Here is a 16,719-nt window from a genome sequence, read left to right on the forward strand (position 1 = left end):
CTGCAAGAGCTGCGTCTCTTGCAGGTTTTTTCATTTCAAGGAATTGACTCCCTTAAACACTTTTTATTCTATACTGCTCCCATTCCTCATGTAACAGCTCAAGTGTCAAATCATTCGTCTGCCTCACAACTAGATCAGCACCAAGCATCGGCTGTCCTTGACCGACACCAACCGCAAACATCCCGGCAGATTTGATTGCAGAAATACCTGCTTCTGCGTCTTCTATTGCCGCGCAATCAGCAGGGGAAACATCGAGCATCGCTGCAGCTGTTAAAAAGATGTCAGGATCAGGCTTCCACTTCGCAAGAGCCGTCGGATCAACAATGGCATCAAAATCATCGATAATTGCCAAACGTCTTAAAATCTTAGGAGCATTGCGGCTTGAAGATGCTAACCCGATTTTTATATTTTCGTTTTTCAATTGACATAGGAGCCTGCCAATCCCCGGCAAAAGATCTTCCGGCGTCAATTTGCTGATCAGCGTTTGATAATCGTGATTTTTCCGATGCATAAGTTCTTGTTTCTCCGCATTTGTATACCTAGTTTCCGCACCGCCAGAGATCAAGATGCTTTCAAGTGACTCTTCTCTGCTGATTCCTTTTAGCCTTTCATTCATGTCTCTGTCAAAAGGGATATTGATTTGTTCTGCGATATGCTTCCAAGCGAGAAAATGATATTCAGCCGTATCTGTTATCACTCCGTCTAAATCAAAAATGACCGCTTTCATATACTAATGACCATCACAGCTTCATAAGGTTTGAGGCTAATACTCTTTAAGTCAGCCCGCTCCTGCGGATAGTTTGAAATCAGCACTTTCCAACGCTCATGAATCAGTTCTGGAGGCGCTTCGAACAGAGCCTTTTCTTCCGATAAATTCACAACGACAAGAAGCTTTTCCCCTTGATATTCTCGAAGGTAAGAAAAGACCTGCGGATCATTCTCCTGCAGCAGCTGATAATCGCCATATATCATAATCTTATATTGCTTTCGTAATTGAATGAGCTTCTGATAGTAAAAGAAAATCGAATCTTGATCTTCCAAGGACTCTTTCACATTGATAGCTTGATAGCGGGAATTTACCGGTAGCCACGGGTCTCCGGTCGTGAATCCCGCATGTTTTCCGGCATCCCACTGCATCGGTGTTCTCGCATGATCCCTTCCTTTTATCATCACGGCTTTGACAAACTCTTTTTCTGACATCGTTTTGTTTTCGACGACTAGTTCACGATATGCATTCTTTATTTCAAGATCATCATACATCTCCAGCCACATATCGCTGTTGACCATGCCGATTTCTTCTCCCTGGTAAATAAACGGCGTTCCTTTCATGCCGTGCAGAACCGTTGCAAATGCCTTCGCACATTCCTTACGCAGCTTCCCTTCATTGCCCCAGCGGGAAATAACCCTCGGCTGGTCATGGTTCTCAAAATACAGGGTATTCCAGCCGACATTCATTAACCCGGTCTGCCACCTTGTCATCGTCTTTTTTAAAGCAACCAAATCGAACGGCTTGATCTGCCATTTCCCATTTGGCGAGTTTTGTTCTGTATCAATATCCATATGTTCAAATGTAAAGATCATATTCAGCTCTTGCCTGCTTGCATCTGTGTACTTTTTCGCCTCTTCAATATCAGAGCCGTTTGCCTCTCCGACTGTCATGCAGTCATAATGAGAAAGCACTTCCCTGTTCATCTCTTGAATAAACTCATGAAGACGGGGGCCGTTAGAGTGATAACGGCCGACAATATAGCTGCGGCTGTGATCCGTTTCGTAGTCCGGAAAATCGGTGTATTTAGAAATAGAGCCGATCACATCCATCCGCCAGCCGTCAACGCCTCTATCCATCCAGAATCTCATTACATCATAAACTTCCCGGCGAACGGCTTCGTTTTCCCAATTTAAATCAGGCTGTTTTTTTGAAAAGTAGTGCAAATAATACTGCCCTGTTCCTTCATCGTATGTCCACGCTGAGCCTGAAAAGATCGATCCCCAATTATTCGGCTCTGAGCCGTCCGGTTTAGGATCTTTCCAAAAATAATAATCCCGGTAAGGATTGTCCTTCGACTTGCGGCTTTCAGCAAACCAAGCATGCTCATCCGACGTGTGGTTCACGACCAAATCCATGACGATTTTCATTCCGCGTTTATGGACTTCATCAATCAGCTGAAACATATCTTCATTTGTCCCAAACTTTTCGTACATGTTTTTGTAATCGCTGATATCATATCCGTTGTCATCCTGCGGGGAATCAAATACCGGGGAGAGCCAGATGACATCCGCCCCGAGATTTTTGATGTAATCCAGCTTTTGAATCACACCTTGCAAATCCCCGAATCCATCTCCATTGGCATCATAAAAACTGCGCGGGTAAATTTGATAAACGACAGCTTCTTTCCACCATTCACTCATTAGGCGTTCTCCTTTCACATCGTCCCTGTAGGACAACTGGTTCCTCATAAACGTTCATGTGCAGCGGCTCGCCTTTTACAAGCTCAAAAATAACGCGCTTTTCGTCAACCGTCACATTGATTAATCGATTTCGATAATTGATGTTGAATGAATATTCGTCCCATTCTTTCGGCAAAAACGGAGCAAATGACAGCGTCTCATTCGCGGTGCGCATGCCTGCAAAGCCATGAACGATTGCCAGCCAGCTCCCCGTCATTGAAGTAATATGCAAGCCTTCTTCCGTATCATGATTGTAATTATCAAGATCAAGCCTTGCTGTGCGCTTATATAATTCGAGCGCTTTCTTTTCCAGCTTGAGTTCGGCTGCGAGAATCGCATGGACAGAGGGCGATAGGCTTGATTCATGAACAGTCATCGGCTCATAAAATTCAAAATTTCGCCGTTTTTCTTCCATTGTAAAACGGTCATTAAATAGATAAATGCCTTGGAGAACATCTGCCTGCTTAATAAAATTGGAGCGGAGAATCTTGTCCCATGACCAATTCTGATAAAGAGGCCGCTCCGCTGGATCTAATTCGTCAACTGCTTGCAGATCTTTGTCCAAGAACGTGTCATGCTGAACGAAAATTTGCAGTTCTTCACTATACGGATAGTACATGTGCTGGATGATTTCTCTCCAGACTTTCAATTCTTCTTCCAGCACATCCAGAAGGCGGCGTTTCTCCGCTGAGATACTTTCGAGACTTTGTAGAGTATACTCCAACGTCCAAGCCGCAATGACATTCGTATACCAATTGTTGTTAACGTTGTTTTCGTATTCATTCGGCCCAGTGACGCCATGGATCATATACTTATTTTTTCGTTTCGAGAAGTGAACACGGTCGGCCCAAAATCTGCTGACTGCCACAAGTACGTCTATCCCGTATTCTTCCATATAGTCTCGGTCGCCTGTATAATTGATATAATTGTAGATCGCATAACAGATCGCGCCATTGCGGTGAATTTCTTCAAAGGTGATTTCCCATTCGTTGTGGCATTCATCACCGGTGAACGTCACCATCGGATAAAGTGCCCCCTTCATCCCCAATTTTGCAGCGTTTCGTTTGGCAGCCTCCAACTGATGAAAGCGATACAAAAGCAGGTTTTTCGTCACCTCCGGCTCGGCTGTCGCCAAATACATCGGAACGGCGTACGCCTCAGTATCCCAATATGCGGCACCTCCATATTTCTCGCCAGTAAATCCTTTCGGCCCGATATTCAAACGGGCATCGCCCCCGTAATATGTCGAGAATAACTGAAAGATATTGTAGCGGATTCCTTGTTGAAGCTCCTCATCTCCTTTAATCTCAATGTCCGCTTTTGCCCATCTTTCCTTCCATCGATCAGTGTGCCTCCGTTTTGCATCTTCATAGCCGTTCTCTACCACATCCGACAAAAGCTCCTTGGCTTTCGATAAAAGCTCTTCCTCCCGAAAATCACGGGAAGTCGTGACAATCACAAACTTTTTCAATGATGCCTTCGTTTGGTAGCTGTAGCGATTCTCGACATACATTTCATTCGTTTTAAAGCTTTTATTGACAAAACCCTCCGTCTCATTTGCCATTGCGGCTAAAACCGTGAAGCGCGGTGTTCCAAATGGATTTTCGATCGTTTTTGCCGCTAAATGGCCGCTGTGAGAATCAGCACCTTTCGCTTCCTCCTGCCAAAACTGTTCTTGGTAGTTAGAATCTTCATTTGCCACATTTCCATCCAGGTAAGGAACAAGCGTAATGACAGCATCTCCCGTCAGGCACTCCGCTTCATAATGAATCGCACAGAGTTCTTTTACAGCAAGGCTAAGAAACCGCTCTGACCTGATTCTGACGGATTTATCCTGAATGCGGACAACAGCGCTTCGCCGCAGAATCCCCTCTTTCATATTGAGTTCTACCTCAAATGATTCGATTGGGTTTTGATGGAGATCGATTTTTTCACCGTCAACATATAGGCCTGTGCCCATAAAGTTCATCGCATTGATCACTTTTCCGAAATATTCTGGATACCCGTTTTTCCACCAGCCTACTCGCGTTTTGTCGGGGAACCACACGCCTGCAATATATGTGCCTTGGTGACTGTCGCCTGAATAGCCTTCTTCAAAATTCCCTCTGACCCCCATATAGCCATTGGCAAGAGACGTCAGGCTTTCCAGCAGCCGTGTATGCTCCTTATTAAATGTATTTGTTTTGATTTTCCATTCATCAATCTCAAATAACCGCTGATTTATCATCATTTCCTCCCGAATGTAAGTTTCCATTATCACGGCGGGTTTTGGTCAAATATCTAAATGCAAAAGAAATCATCAAAGTAACGCCACACGAATGGATCATCAATACAGTAATCAAATCAAAATGAACCATGCCGATAGCAGCTGCCGCAAATGCCGGCAGTGCCGAGGCGCAAATCGCCGTAGATACTGCTTCCTTGAATGACGCAATAGAGATCATGTTTGATATTTTTGTGATCCAGAGGCCACCTGCAAGAACAAACGTTAACAAAAGCTGGATCATAAAGATTACCGCATATGCCAGCATCATGATCATCGGCTTATACTGTGCCAACCATAATGTATCGATCAAAACCTCTACATCATGGACGTTTGGTTTCTCGAGCTTAACGTCCATTTTCGCATAGCCAACAGAAAACCCCGTTTCGTTTTGATCGGTGATCACCAGTTGATCAGGTTGAAATATGACGGCGTTTTCAAATCCAGTTACTTTCAATCGCCCATTTTCACCGCTTGTCTCATATTCATGCTTCATATCAACTGCCATCACATTCTGCCCATCTTCAATCCTCTCAGAGCTCTTCCCGCCTGTTAGTTTTCCGTTCCTAATTTGAAAACCCTGTAATTGATCAGCAAATTGATCATTAACCCCTTGAATCGCTGACGGCATAAAAGATGCAACGCTGAAGCGATCCATTTTCACAAACGAAACCGCTAACGGCGCCATTAAGCAGGCCGTTAAAAACATAAAGAGAAAAGAGAGCTGCAGCCAGCTGAAGGTATTCCCATAGCTGCAAACACCTGATGGAGATGCAGCCGCTTTCAGGCAGCGGATGATAAAGCTTTTATTCTCCAGATTCTTCATTGAATTACCCCTTTGTTCCGCCGGCTGTCAAACCGGACACAAAGTTCTTTTGGAGAAAAAAGAATAGAACGCATATCGGCAGTGCGGCAAGGATGGCACCAGCCGCAAATAGAGCTACTTTTTGCTGCTGGGGATTAGAAATAAAGGATTGTAATCCTACAGCGATGGTCAGCCTTTCCGGTGAGCGAAGCAAAAATTTCGCCAGCAAATAGTCGCCAAACGGTGCCATAAATGCCCAAAGCGCTTGCACCGCGAGCATTGGCTTAACAAGCGGCAGAACAATTGAAGCGAAAATCCTCAGATGTCCCGCTCCGTCAATTCGCGCGGCTTCATCAATTTCTCTCGGCACAGTATCAAAATAACCTTTCATCAGCCACGTGTTCATCGGAATTCCGCCGCCGATATAGATCGCTGTTAAAAACCAGTATTGATCGAGTGCGCCTATTAGCATCGCCAAGACATAAAAAGCAGTCAGCGCCGCCATTGTCGGCACCATTTGAATGATTAAAAAGAATATCAGGCTCTTTTTTCTGCCTGCAAACCGATAGCGGCTGTACGAGTACCCGGCAAGTGTCACGATTGTAACCTGCAAAACCATGACCGATAGCGCGATGACAAGTGTATTGCTGTACCAATTGAGATAAAGCGTTTCGTCAAATAGCCGCTTAAAATGATCCAACGTCCAAGAACCCGAAAAATCGAGCTGAAAAGCCGCCGAATTTCCCACACGGAAGGCTGATGATGCCGTAATCAGCAACGGATATATAATGACAATACTTAAAAGCGTCAAAAATAAATACGTACAGATTTTATTAAGCATTCTGGCAGTGCTCGCGTTCACCTACATAACCTCCTCATTGCCAAAAGCATTCGATTTTTTGAAAGCAATCAGTGAAATCCCAATGACAATGAAAGAAATTAACAGTGTCACAGCCGCCGCAACGGAATATTGGGGTGATGTGCCTGTTGTCAGTTTATAAATCCACGAAATTAAGATATCGGTCGATCCGGCCCCGGCTCCCGCACTGCCTGGCCCTCCCTCATTAAATAAATAGATGATCGAGAAATTATTGAAATTAAACGTATACTGAGTAATCATCACGGGTGCTGTGGCAAATAAAATCATCGGGAATGTAATATGCCGAAAACGCTGAATAAAAGTGGCCCCGTCAATCTTTGCCGCTTCATACAATTCACCTGGAATCGCCTGAAGCACTCCCGTTACCATGACATAAATATATGGAAAGCCGAGCCACGTCTGAATCATAATGAGGGCTGTCTTTGTCCAGAAAGGATCAGTCTTCCACGCGATCGCAGGCAGCTCAACAAACGGCAGGTGATTGAATAGTGGAATCACCTGTGCATTCACCGCTCCTATGCTGTCGTTAAACATGTTGGAAAAACTCATGATTGTAATAAAAGCCGGAACAGCCCATGGAAATAAGAAAATCATTCGAAATATCCGCTTGCCTTTTATAAAATCCTGATTGACGAAAAGTGCCGTCACAATACCTAAAATGATTTGCAGCGTTGTTGCACAGATTGTCCAGATAACCGTCCAGCCCAGTACATTCACAAATGTTTCACGATAGGAGCCAAGGAAAAAAATATTCAGGAAATTTTTAAACCCGACCCAGTCAATCAGACGATTAGGCGGAATATGATAAAAATCATAGTTTGTTAATGCAACAAACAGAGTCACCAAAACCGGAAAGATAATCACAAACACCATCATGATATATGCCGGCAGTGTAAATAGATATGGAAACCCTTTATCGCCCGCATGACAGATCATATCCTTGGCTGTTGTATTGACTTCCAAACCCGCCGCTTTCATAGCGGCGGTCTTACGTGAATCATGAATATTAAAGATATAGAACATGAGGAAAATCATTGTCACGATCAATTGCAGCGTGCCTTCAATCAGCATAAACAGCGAGTGGTCTTCACCGGGAACACTTCCCAATGTCATCAATCCGGTTAGCGCCTGTATACCGAAAACGCATAATTCAAAAGCAAACAAGCCTGTGATGGCAAGAAATAAGAGCCCCTTTGACAATTGCTGATTCGCAATCTGCCCAAGTCCTGGAATGATCGATAAAAGCCCTGCCTTTCGTTTTTGCTTTGCAAGTGTGTGATGTTTATTCATTTTTTTCCGCCCTCTATTCTTCCGGACGCTATCCCGCCGTTTTATTTCACATACTTTTCTTTAATATTTTCCTTTATGACGTTTACAGCATCATTCGCTGATGTTTGTGTCGATTTTTTTCCTGAAGCTGCATCAAAAATTAAACTTTCCGCTCCTGTCCATACTTCAGCCATTTCCGGAATATTTGGAGTCGGCGTCGCTGTTTCATATTGTTTAATCACAGCTGACGTCAGCTCATTCTTTTGCTCATCGGCTTTCTTCCTGGCGGCTGTGTTGGCCGGAACTTCGTTTGTATCCTGATAAAAAGCGTAAGCATTGGCATCATTTGCGGCATACTCAAGCCATTTTTCAGCCAGCTCGGGTTCTTTTGTATATTTTGAAGCTACCCAGCCCTTCCCGCCCGCAAAAGGGGCATATTCTTCTCCATTGGGCAATGTCGGAATGGGAGCCGCTCCGTAGTTCAATTTAGCCTCTTTATAATTGGCAGCTGACCAAGGACCGCCAATGATCGCAGCCGCTTTGCCTTCTAAAAACATCTGCTGAATAAAGTCGTCTGCGCTTGAATTGTCTTGCATTCCTTTCGGCCAATATGTTTCAAACCATTTCTCCGCATATTTCACCGCTTCTACAGCTCCTTTGTTGTTCAGGCCGATGTCCCCGGAATCTGTGCCGTTTTTTCCAAACACATATCCGCCGTATCCAGCCAATAAGCCGTACGACATATAAAAGTCAGTCCATTTTGCTAAAAATCCGGTTGATTTTCCTTTTTCCGAAGCAAACGCGAATCGAGGATCTTCCGTTAACTTTTCAAGGTCTTTAAATGTTTTTGGCGCTGTTTTTAAAAGATCTTTGTTGTAATACAAAATAAGTGTCTCAATGACTAGCGGCATTCCGTACACTTTGCCGTCAACTGTCACCTGCTGCATTTCTTTATCACCAAAGCTTTTTGTATGAGATGGCTTAATGTCAAGCAAATGTCCTTGCTGTCCCAAACCGCCGATCCGGTCATATGCAGCAAGCATAACATCAGGCGCATTACCCGCCGGGCCATCAAGAGGAAGCGCTTCTAACTGTTCGAACATTTGCTTTTCAACAATTTTTACTGTGACATCATTCTCTTTTTCGAACTTTGTTTTTATGCTTTCAATGTATTCTTTATACGTTTCTTCGACAGACAAAGTCAGCACCTTTTTGCCATCAGCGCTTGCTGGATTTTTTGAACTTGAGCAGGCGGCAAGGCCGATTGCCAGAAATGATGCCGCCAATATGGCGAACCCCTTTTTAAAAAGAACCATCTCTTTTCCCCCTTCTATTTACGAAACTATAACAATTGTATTGTCCTATAGAAAGCGGTTACAACAACTTTCGATTTGTTACCGATAACAGAATGTTATACAGGGGCGGCAGCACTCAAAATCAAAAATTCTCCCGGCTGAACGGCAATGACATCTTGATGCTGAAGCGGCTGCTCTGTCCATGCATCACAGATCCTCTTATTCCTTTCAATATTCAAATCCAGTAAACTGACATGTTGAACCGCATTCCCTTGATTAAAGAAATAAATCATTATTTTTTCATCAAGAGTCCGTGAAAAGCTAATAAAATCGTTTTGGTCATCCAGCAGATTCCACTCAAGATTTCCTTCTGTCAATAAAGTGTTTTCCTGCTTGCGTAAAGCAATTAACCGTTTCATAAATTGCAGCATGTCTTGGTTTTGCTTCTCTTTTTCCCAAACCATACATTTCCGGCATAATGGATCATTTTCGCCGTTCAGCCCGATTTCCGTTCCGTAATAAATGCATGGTGAGCCTGTCTGGGCAAACATAAAGGCCAGCAACGCGCGTGCTTTCTTCTCATCATTGCGGCATCTGGTCAAAAGGCGCTTTGTATCATGGCTATCCAGTAAATTAAACATCACCTCATTGGCCTGCTTCATCCCATTCATCAAATGTGCATTGACACGGTGAGCCATACGTGAAGCTGAGATCGTCTGGTCAGCAAAGTATTCAATCATGGGCTCTGTAAAAGGGTAGTTCATCGCCGCATGAAATTCATCCCCTCTAAGCCAGGGTTCGGCAGAATGCCAGATCTCACCTAAAATATAAACATCAGACTTTTCTGCTGATACAGCCTGCCTGAATGTCTTCCAAAACACGTGATCCACTTCATTTGCGACATCCAAACGCCAGCCGTCAATGTCAAATTCGCGAATCCAGTACAAAGCAATATCAAGCAAATATTTCTGCACTTCGGGATTAGCCGTGTTTAGCTTCGGCATATCAGCTGTAAAAGCAAACCTGTCATAATTGTCGTCTGTGACGGGAAAAGAGTGAATATGGAACCAGTCTTTATAGCGGGATCGAGCTCCGTTTTTGACGACATCCTGCCATTGCGGAGACGCGCTTCCTATATGGTTAAAAACCGCATCTAGCATAATTCTCATCCCCCGCTGATGAAGCTGGCTGACCAATGTACGAAAAATCTCTGGATCCCCGAAATGCGGATCAATAGAAAAGTAATCCAGCGTGTCGTATTTATGATTAGAAGGCGCGGAAAAGATCGGCGTCAGATAAATGCCGTTCACCCCTAAATCCTCTAAATAATCAAGCTTGTCAACAATCCCTTGCAAATCTCCTCCAAAAAAATCATTGACGCCCGGGTCCTTGCTCCCCCACGGCAATGCATTCTTCGGTGACAAGTCTTCTCTTCCATTTGCAAAACGCTCCGGAAAAATTTGATACCAAACCGTTGACTTGACCCATTCAGGCGCTTGAAATGTATCAGCCTCGTGAACAAACGGAAATTTAAAGTAATAATGAATCGTTTCCAGTGTTTTTTCGTTATAAGGGCATACACCCGAACTTCCGAAAAAGATGTCTTCATGATCGTCTGTTACAACAAACGCATATTGTAAACGCCTAAATGGCGGCACCACTTCAGCAAACCAATAGTCATGCATTTCTGTTGCAGCAATTTTTCTCATCGGCTGCTCGTTTGCCGACCATTTGCCGTCGTTGTACTCATAGGGATCACCCCAAATGAATCGAATGTGATCTGCATCACCTTTTTTCGTCCGAATCTTGATATGCACAGTCCGCCCATCATATGAATAAGCATCTGTGCTGAATGGCTGGTGGTGAATCGCTGCATATTCCATCATGTTTCCCCCTTTGATTTCCGTTTTATTGAAGCCGGCTCATAGTTTGAAAGTATCATGATGAAATTGTGGGAACAATCCTTTTCACCCTGTTACCGATAACAGAATAAGGCGCTTACAGCGTTGATTCTCGTACAATTAACTCTGGTTCAAAAAATAGACTTCCTTGTGCAGCGCCGTCTTCATTCATTTTTTTCAGCAACATTTTCGCACAGGCTTCCCCCATTTCAACAACAGGCTGTCTGACCGTAGTCAAGCGCGGCGAGGAGATGCGATCAAGAAACACACCGTCATTCCCGGTAACCGCAACGTCTTCTGGAATTCTCTTTCCAAGGGATTGCGCCGCACGAATGACGCCGAGCGCGATTCGATCAGATGCGCAGACAAATGCGGCCTGATCGTCCATGGATTTCAGCAGTTCTCTTGCAAGGCATTCACTTTTCTTAGAACTGTTGTCGATCCGAAACATATTCGATTTTTTTAAGCTTTTATTCATCGCCCGTATGTACCCCTGTTCTCTTGCACGTTCGAATGGCTCATCTAAATCAATGCCAAAAAAGACAACTTCCCGCTCCCCCAGCCCCATAACATGGCGGGTTGCCATAAAAGTGCCTTTCTCGTTATTCACATCGATAAAGTCATAGCCCATTTCATTTTGCCCAAATACGACGAGCGGCTTCTCAAAAGCTTTTATTACACCTTCAAAATCGGTCTTTCTCAAGCCGGTGGCAATAATGCCGTCACATTGGCCAATATTAAGAGAATTTCTTGTCACAAGCTGGAGAGCATAGTGATTGCGATCCAGCTCCCTGCTGATTCCTGTCAGCAGGTTCATGTAATATGGCTCTGTCGTATCCATTTCCTCAAGTATCAATAGTTTCACAACCTGTGTTCTGTTTTGCACGAGCGCTCTCGCCGCATAATTAGGGATGTAATTCAGCTCTTTCATCGCAGAATGAACAAGCTTTTTCAATTCATCTGTCACCGTCTCAGGGTGATTGATCACTCGTGATACCGTCATTTTCGAAACATTTGCTTTTTTCGCTACATCTGACAATGTTGCCATTTTCATCCCCTCCTTATCAGTGCTTATTATCCAAACTAGTGATAAAGTCCTCTATTACTGCTAAATATACGATGCAGGCAAAAGAGAAATAAAAAAGAGATTTCCCTTAAGGAAACCTCACTTTGTTAAAAACACTCGATTTTTCATGAATTCATACGCTAGGTTGCTGACTCATTCTCTCCACTTCCATGAGAAAGTCTCTTTTTTAAATTTCTGTCCACTTTTTTTCTAAAATCGGATAAGAATAATTTTGCATTTGCTCAATTAACTCATCCGGCCGTGACGAGCTGTGAATCAGTTTTAGGTGCGATTCGTTAGAAAACCCTTCTTGAATGCTGTATTTCACCATTTTCATCATTGGCTCAAAATACCCGTTTACATTATACAGTCCGATTGGCTTTTGGTGGATGCCGATCTGTGCCCAGCACAGCACTTCAAATAATTCTTCATATGTACCGAAGCCGCCCGGCATCGAGATAAAGCCGTCCGCCAGCTCGCTCATTTTAGCCTTTCGTTCATGCATCCCGTTTACTTCAATCAGCTCAGTCAGGTTTTGATGGACAACCTCCCCGCTGAACAAACCGCTCGGCATGACCCCGATTGCAGTTCCGCCGTTTTCCATAATCGCGTCAGCAATCGTGCCCATCAAGCCGACGCGGGAGCCTCCATAGACAAGGCCGATTCCCTGCTCAGCCATGTACGTGCCAAGCTCTGCCGCTTTTCTTTTATACGCTTCATTTCCCCCAGGGTTTGATCCCGCAAATACACAAATGGTTTTCATCTTGTCATCTCCGCATCTATATATCGTGTTAAACATTCAAAAACACACTATATATTGTCCCATCTTCATGTGATAATATCAATATGAAATACATAAAGAATGCAGGAGTGATGAGGTTGCAGCTGGCTGATGCAGAAAAATGGATGAAAGAGTTTTACGAAAAAAGAGGCTGGACAGAATACGGACCTTTTATTCGCGTCGGCTTTTTAATGGAGGAAGCCGGAGAATTGGCCCGGGCTGTCAGGGCGTATGAAATCGGCAGAGACCGGCCGGATGAGAAAGAATCGTCACGCGCTGAGCAAAAACAAGAATTGATTGAAGAAATGGGAGATGTCATCGGAAATATCGCCATTCTTGCTGATATGTATGGTGTCTCTTTAGAAGACGTCATGAAGGCCCACCAAGAAAAACTGACAAAACGATTTGAGCATGCATAAAAAAGCGGCCGCGATGGCCGCTTTTTTAACCTGTGATTTCATCATGGTGATCAAAGAAATGCTGCTTTCCTATTTTGTGAAAAAGGCCTGTTTTATGCAGCAGCTCCTTTGGCTGCGATTGCAATCCTACAATCATCAGCTTTCCATTGTGGCGTTTAATTCGATTCATAATGTTCCCAAGCACCGCTTCAGCTGACGTATCCATATAGTGCACCTTATTCATGAGCAGAATAAGGGTTTTCGGTTTTTTCTGTACATGCTCCAGCAATGACGATTCAAGGGAATCAATTGATCCGAAAAACAGCGGCCCTTCTATGGCATACATGCTGACAGATGGATCTTCTCTCTTCGCCAGAACAGGATGCGTTTCCTGATTGTGGATGCGGGTCGCTTCGCTCATTCTTCTGATAAAGAACACGAATGCAAGCAGCAATCCGGTTGCCACACCGATGATTAAGTCAAAAAGAACCGTAAGGGCGAAGGTCGCCGCCAAAATAAAGGAATCAGCATTTTTCAGTCTCAGCATGTTTGCGACTTCCTTGCGCTCACTCATATTCCATGCGACCACCATGAGAATCGGTGCCATACTGGCGAGCGGCACATGGGACGCATAAGGCGCAAATACAAGCAGGACAAGGAGAACGACTACGCCGTGAACGACGCCGGAAACTGGGGAAACCGCTCCGTTTTTTATATTGGTCGCCGTTCTCGCAATCGCTCCTGTAGCCGGGATTCCGCCAAACAGGGGCGCTGCCATATTCGCAATCCCCTGGCCGACAAGCTCCTTGTTGCTGTCATGCTTTGAGCCCTTCATGTTATCAGCGACCATTGCGGACAAAATCGACTCAAGTCCTCCAAGAAGCGCGATGACAAGCGCAGCTGGAAACAGCATAACCATTTTATCCAAAGTAAGCTCAGGAAACTGAAATTCCGGCAAATGGCGGGGGATTTCTCCATAAGTTGACCCGATCGTTGCCATGCGGTCAGGGAAAAAGACAACCGCGACCACTGTGGAAATAAGAAGCGCCAACAAAGCGCCCGGCACTTTAGGCATCACCTTGGCGGATACAAGCAAAATGACGAGCCCGATCACAGCTGTCAAAATGGCATACACGTTAAAGGTGCCGAGCTGCTGCACAATTTCAAACATGTTGTGATGAAAGTTCTCATGTTTTTCAACATTTCTCAATCCGAGAAAATTAGCGATTTGTTCCGTAAAGATCAGCACGGCAATTCCGGCTGTAAAACCGACGATAACGGGTTTGGGCACGAATTTCATTATTTTTCCGAGCTTAAACAGCCCAAACAGTACCAGCATCACTCCTGCCATAAACCCCGCAATCAGCAGATTTTCCAAGCCGTACTGCATGATAATGCCGAATAAAATCGGGACAAAGGCGCCCGTCGGACCGCCAATCTGATATTTTGATCCTCCAAACAAAGAAATACAAATCCCTGCTATAACAACAGTGTATAGCCCATATTCAGGCTCGACTCCCGAGGCAATGGCAAACGCCATTCCTAAAGGAATTGCCACGACACCTACTACGATACCTGCAATCAAGTCTTTCTGAAATTTCTGCAAATTGTATCCCTTGAATCTCCCTGAGAATCGCATATTTTGTTATAACCTCCCTTATGAGTGATTGTTTATAAGCTCAGTTTCATAACCGTTAATGACCACATCAAGTTTTCCTGTTTCAGGATGAATGACAAGTCCGTGAACCGGCACTTTTTTCGGAAGCAGTGGATGATTCTTAATCATGTTCACACTGTGGGAAACGCTTTCTTCCACGCTGTGAAAACCGGTCAGCCACGTTTTCAAATCGAGTCCGGCGCTCGTCAGCAAATTCAGGCAGCTATCCTCCACCCCGCGTTCCTTTGCTTTCTCAAGAATCGAGGACGCATTCAGCCCTGACATTCCGCATTCATGATGGCCGACAATGCATACCTCTTCAGCCTGCAATTCATAAATCGCGACCAGTATGCTTCGCATCACGCTTCCAAATGGGTGAGAAACGATGGCTCCCGCGTTTTTTACAATTTTAGCATCACCGTTTTTAAGCCCCATTGCTTGCGGAAGAAGTTCTGTAAGCCTTGTATCCATACAGGTGACAATGACGAGCTTTTTCGAAGGAAACTTTGTCGTTTTGTACGGTTCATACTTCTTCTCACTGACAAACCGCTGATTGTGTTCCAAAATTGATGTTAAAGAAACCATTTGATTCATCTCCCATCCATATGATTTTGCAAGCCTTCTTACCCAGCTTACAGTAAGGAATTATAGCATAGGAATAAGCCAAGAAAAGGCTTTCAAAAAAAGACACTATAATTGGACTGTAGAATCAAAACATAAACATTTATATCTTTCAAAGATAATAAAATTTATATTTAATGCATCCTATAATCCGGCTGCAGTTCGCATATCGATGATTTGTCTGACAAAAAATATGGGTGAATTCTGATAATTAAAAAACTTTTTTAAGCAGATTTAGCTGTTCGATCTTCATTTTAAGTTCAAAAGAACCAGAAATTTAAAAAACGCAGCTATATTTTTAACATCTATTTATTTCCGATATAATGAATTAGACAACAGCCATAAAGGGGGAGCCTTGTTGAAACCATTTGTATTTATCACAAAACCGATTCCTGAAGAGATTGAAGCATTCATCGGTGAACATTGCCGTTATGAAGTATGGCAGGAGGATACGCTTCCGAGTGACGTGCTATTTGAAAAATTAAAAGAAGCGGAGGGGCTTTTAACATCAGGGACGTCCGGACCGTCAATCAATCGTGAGTTGCTGGAACACGCGCCTAAACTCAAAGTGGTCAGCAACCAATCAGTAGGCTACGATAACTTCGATATAGAAGCAATGAAAGAAAGAGGAGTCGTCGGGACTCATACACCTTATACACTGGATGACACAGTTGCAGATCTGGCTTTTTCACTGATTCTATCTTCCGCCAGACGTGTTGCCGAACTGGACCGTTTTGTCAGAGCAGGAAAATGGGGGACCGTGGAAGAGGAAGCGCTTTTCGGAATTGATGTTCATCATCAAACGTTAGGCATTATCGGCATGGGCAGAATTGGAGAACAAGCAGCGAGACGCGCCAAATTTGGTTTTGATATGGAAGTGCTTTATCATAACCGACATCGCAAACAAGAAACAGAAGACAGCATCGGCGTTAAGTATGCAGAGCTTGATACATTGCTGGAGCAATCTGATTTTATTCTTCTCATTACGCCGCTGACTGATGAAACCTATCACATGATAGGAGAACGCGAATTTAAGTTGATGAAGGATTCAGCAATTTTCGTCAATATTTCCCGGGGAAAGACAGTTGATGAAAAAGCACTGATTCGCGCTCTTCAGGAAGGCTGGATCAGGGGAGCCGGCTTAGATGTATACGAAAAAGAGCCTGTCACCCAAGATAATCCGCTCCTGCAGCTGGATAATGTCACGCTGCTTCCTCATATCGGTTCAGCAACAGCTAAAGTGCGCTTCAACATGTGCAAACAGGCCGCCGAAAATATGATCGCAGCCATTCAAGGACAAACACCGAAAAATCTTTCAAGAGAATTTCAATAAAT

The 16,719-nt window shown here is 44.1% G+C and carries 14 protein-coding genes; 2 read left to right on the forward strand and 12 right to left on the reverse strand.

Going from position 1 to position 16,719, the window contains the following annotated elements:
- Positions 1-52: 52 nt before the first annotated feature.
- The 10 genes from pgmB to ACZ07B_RS14240 form a co-directional block, all read right to left on the reverse strand.
- Complete coding sequence (gene pgmB, locus ACZ07B_RS14195; RefSeq protein ID WP_464877340.1) at positions 53-727, reverse strand: beta-phosphoglucomutase; 675 nt, start codon at positions 725-727, stop codon at positions 53-55.
- A complete protein-coding gene (gene malL, locus ACZ07B_RS14200; RefSeq protein WP_464877341.1) occupies positions 724-2,409 on the reverse strand; it encodes an oligo-1,6-glucosidase in 1,686 nt (561 codons plus the stop codon). Before malL ends, pgmB begins: the two co-directional genes overlap by 4 nt.
- Entirely contained in the window at positions 2,402-4,675 is a 2,274-nt protein-coding gene (gene mdxK / locus ACZ07B_RS14205) for a maltose phosphorylase (RefSeq protein ID WP_464877342.1), read from the reverse strand. The genes malL and mdxK overlap by 8 nt, the downstream gene beginning before the upstream one ends.
- A complete protein-coding gene (locus ACZ07B_RS14210) occupies positions 4,653-5,537 on the reverse strand; it encodes a DUF1189 domain-containing protein (protein WP_144482853.1) in 885 nt (294 codons plus the stop codon). The genes mdxK and ACZ07B_RS14210 overlap by 23 nt, the downstream gene beginning before the upstream one ends.
- 4 nt (positions 5,538-5,541) lie before the next feature.
- Complete coding sequence (gene mdxG, locus ACZ07B_RS14215; protein WP_015251161.1) at positions 5,542-6,378, reverse strand: maltodextrin ABC transporter permease MdxG; 837 nt, start codon at positions 6,376-6,378, stop codon at positions 5,542-5,544.
- Positions 6,379-7,686 carry a maltodextrin ABC transporter permease MdxF gene (gene mdxF / locus ACZ07B_RS14220; protein ID WP_029318351.1) on the reverse strand — a complete coding sequence of 436 codons (1,308 nt, stop codon included), beginning with the start codon at positions 7,684-7,686 and terminating at the stop codon, positions 6,379-6,381. It lies immediately after the preceding gene.
- A 41-nt stretch (positions 7,687-7,727) separates the two neighbouring features.
- Positions 7,728-8,981, reverse strand: coding sequence for a maltodextrin ABC transporter substrate-binding protein MdxE (gene mdxE, locus ACZ07B_RS14225; RefSeq protein WP_464877343.1), 1,254 nt, complete (start codon positions 8,979-8,981; stop codon positions 7,728-7,730).
- A 95-nt stretch (positions 8,982-9,076) separates the two neighbouring features.
- Positions 9,077-10,846: a maltogenic alpha-amylase gene (gene mdxD, locus ACZ07B_RS14230; protein ID WP_464877344.1), complete on the reverse strand. Its 1,770-nt coding sequence runs from the start codon at positions 10,844-10,846 to the stop codon at positions 9,077-9,079.
- 112 nt (positions 10,847-10,958) lie between these two features.
- The gene (locus ACZ07B_RS14235; protein ID WP_217002854.1) at positions 10,959-11,909 is read right to left on the reverse strand and encodes a LacI family DNA-binding transcriptional regulator; all 951 of its coding nucleotides are present in this window, start codon (positions 11,907-11,909) and stop codon (positions 10,959-10,961) included.
- Between the two features lie 205 nt (positions 11,910-12,114).
- Positions 12,115-12,690, reverse strand: coding sequence for an LOG family protein (locus ACZ07B_RS14240; protein WP_014665480.1), 576 nt, complete (start codon positions 12,688-12,690; stop codon positions 12,115-12,117).
- Positions 12,691-12,806: 116 nt separating this feature from the next.
- On the opposite strand from ACZ07B_RS14240, the gene ACZ07B_RS14245 reads away from it, so the two are divergent.
- Complete coding sequence (locus tag ACZ07B_RS14245) at positions 12,807-13,127, forward strand: MazG nucleotide pyrophosphohydrolase domain-containing protein (protein WP_003242570.1); 321 nt, start codon at positions 12,807-12,809, stop codon at positions 13,125-13,127.
- A gap of 25 nt (positions 13,128-13,152) precedes the next feature.
- On the opposite strand, the gene ACZ07B_RS14250 is transcribed toward ACZ07B_RS14245, so the two are convergent.
- Together ACZ07B_RS14250 and ACZ07B_RS14255 are read right to left on the reverse strand one after the other, a co-directional pair.
- Positions 13,153-14,745 carry a SulP family inorganic anion transporter gene (locus ACZ07B_RS14250; protein ID WP_003244488.1) on the reverse strand — a complete coding sequence of 531 codons (1,593 nt, stop codon included), beginning with the start codon at positions 14,743-14,745 and terminating at the stop codon, positions 13,153-13,155.
- Between the two features lie 18 nt (positions 14,746-14,763).
- A complete protein-coding gene (locus ACZ07B_RS14255) occupies positions 14,764-15,357 on the reverse strand; it encodes a beta-class carbonic anhydrase (protein ID WP_010886620.1) in 594 nt (197 codons plus the stop codon).
- 382 nt (positions 15,358-15,739) lie between these two features.
- Between ACZ07B_RS14255 and ACZ07B_RS14260 the strand changes: the two genes are divergently transcribed.
- Positions 15,740-16,717, forward strand: a complete 978-nt coding sequence (locus ACZ07B_RS14260) for a 2-hydroxyacid dehydrogenase (RefSeq protein ID WP_464877345.1) — start codon at positions 15,740-15,742, stop codon at positions 16,715-16,717.
- The last annotated feature ends 2 nt before the right edge of the window (positions 16,718-16,719 follow it).

It is taken from the genome of Bacillus sp. 9.4 (genome assembly GCF_055486415.1).

What these genes read in the sequence shown, in the direction of transcription:
- pgmB (WP_464877340.1), bottom strand. Translation starts at nt 727, where the DNA reads ATGAAAGCGGTCATTTTTGATTTAGACGGAGTGATAACAGATACGGCT.
- malL (WP_464877341.1), bottom strand. Translation starts at nt 2,409, where the DNA reads ATGAGTGAATGGTGGAAAGAAGCTGTCGTTTATCAAATTTACCCGCGC.
- mdxK (WP_464877342.1), bottom strand. Translation starts at nt 4,675, where the DNA reads ATGATAAATCAGCGGTTATTTGAGATTGATGAATGGAAAATCAAAACA.
- ACZ07B_RS14210 (WP_144482853.1), bottom strand. Translation starts at nt 5,537, where the DNA reads ATGAAGAATCTGGAGAATAAAAGCTTTATCATCCGCTGCCTGAAAGCG.
- mdxF (WP_029318351.1), bottom strand. Translation starts at nt 7,686, where the DNA reads ATGAATAAACATCACACACTTGCAAAGCAAAAACGAAAGGCAGGGCTT.
- mdxE (WP_464877343.1), bottom strand. Translation starts at nt 8,981, where the DNA reads ATGGTTCTTTTTAAAAAGGGGTTCGCCATATTGGCGGCATCATTTCTG.
- mdxD (WP_464877344.1), bottom strand. Translation starts at nt 10,846, where the DNA reads ATGATGGAATATGCAGCGATTCACCACCAGCCATTCAGCACAGATGCT.
- ACZ07B_RS14235 (WP_217002854.1), bottom strand. Translation starts at nt 11,909, where the DNA reads ATGGCAACATTGTCAGATGTAGCGAAAAAAGCAAATGTTTCGAAAATG.
- ACZ07B_RS14240 (WP_014665480.1), bottom strand. Translation starts at nt 12,690, where the DNA reads ATGAAAACCATTTGTGTATTTGCGGGATCAAACCCTGGGGGAAATGAA.
- ACZ07B_RS14250 (WP_003244488.1), bottom strand. Translation starts at nt 14,745, where the DNA reads ATGCGATTCTCAGGGAGATTCAAGGGATACAATTTGCAGAAATTTCAG.
- ACZ07B_RS14255 (WP_010886620.1), bottom strand. Translation starts at nt 15,357, where the DNA reads ATGAATCAAATGGTTTCTTTAACATCAATTTTGGAACACAATCAGCGG.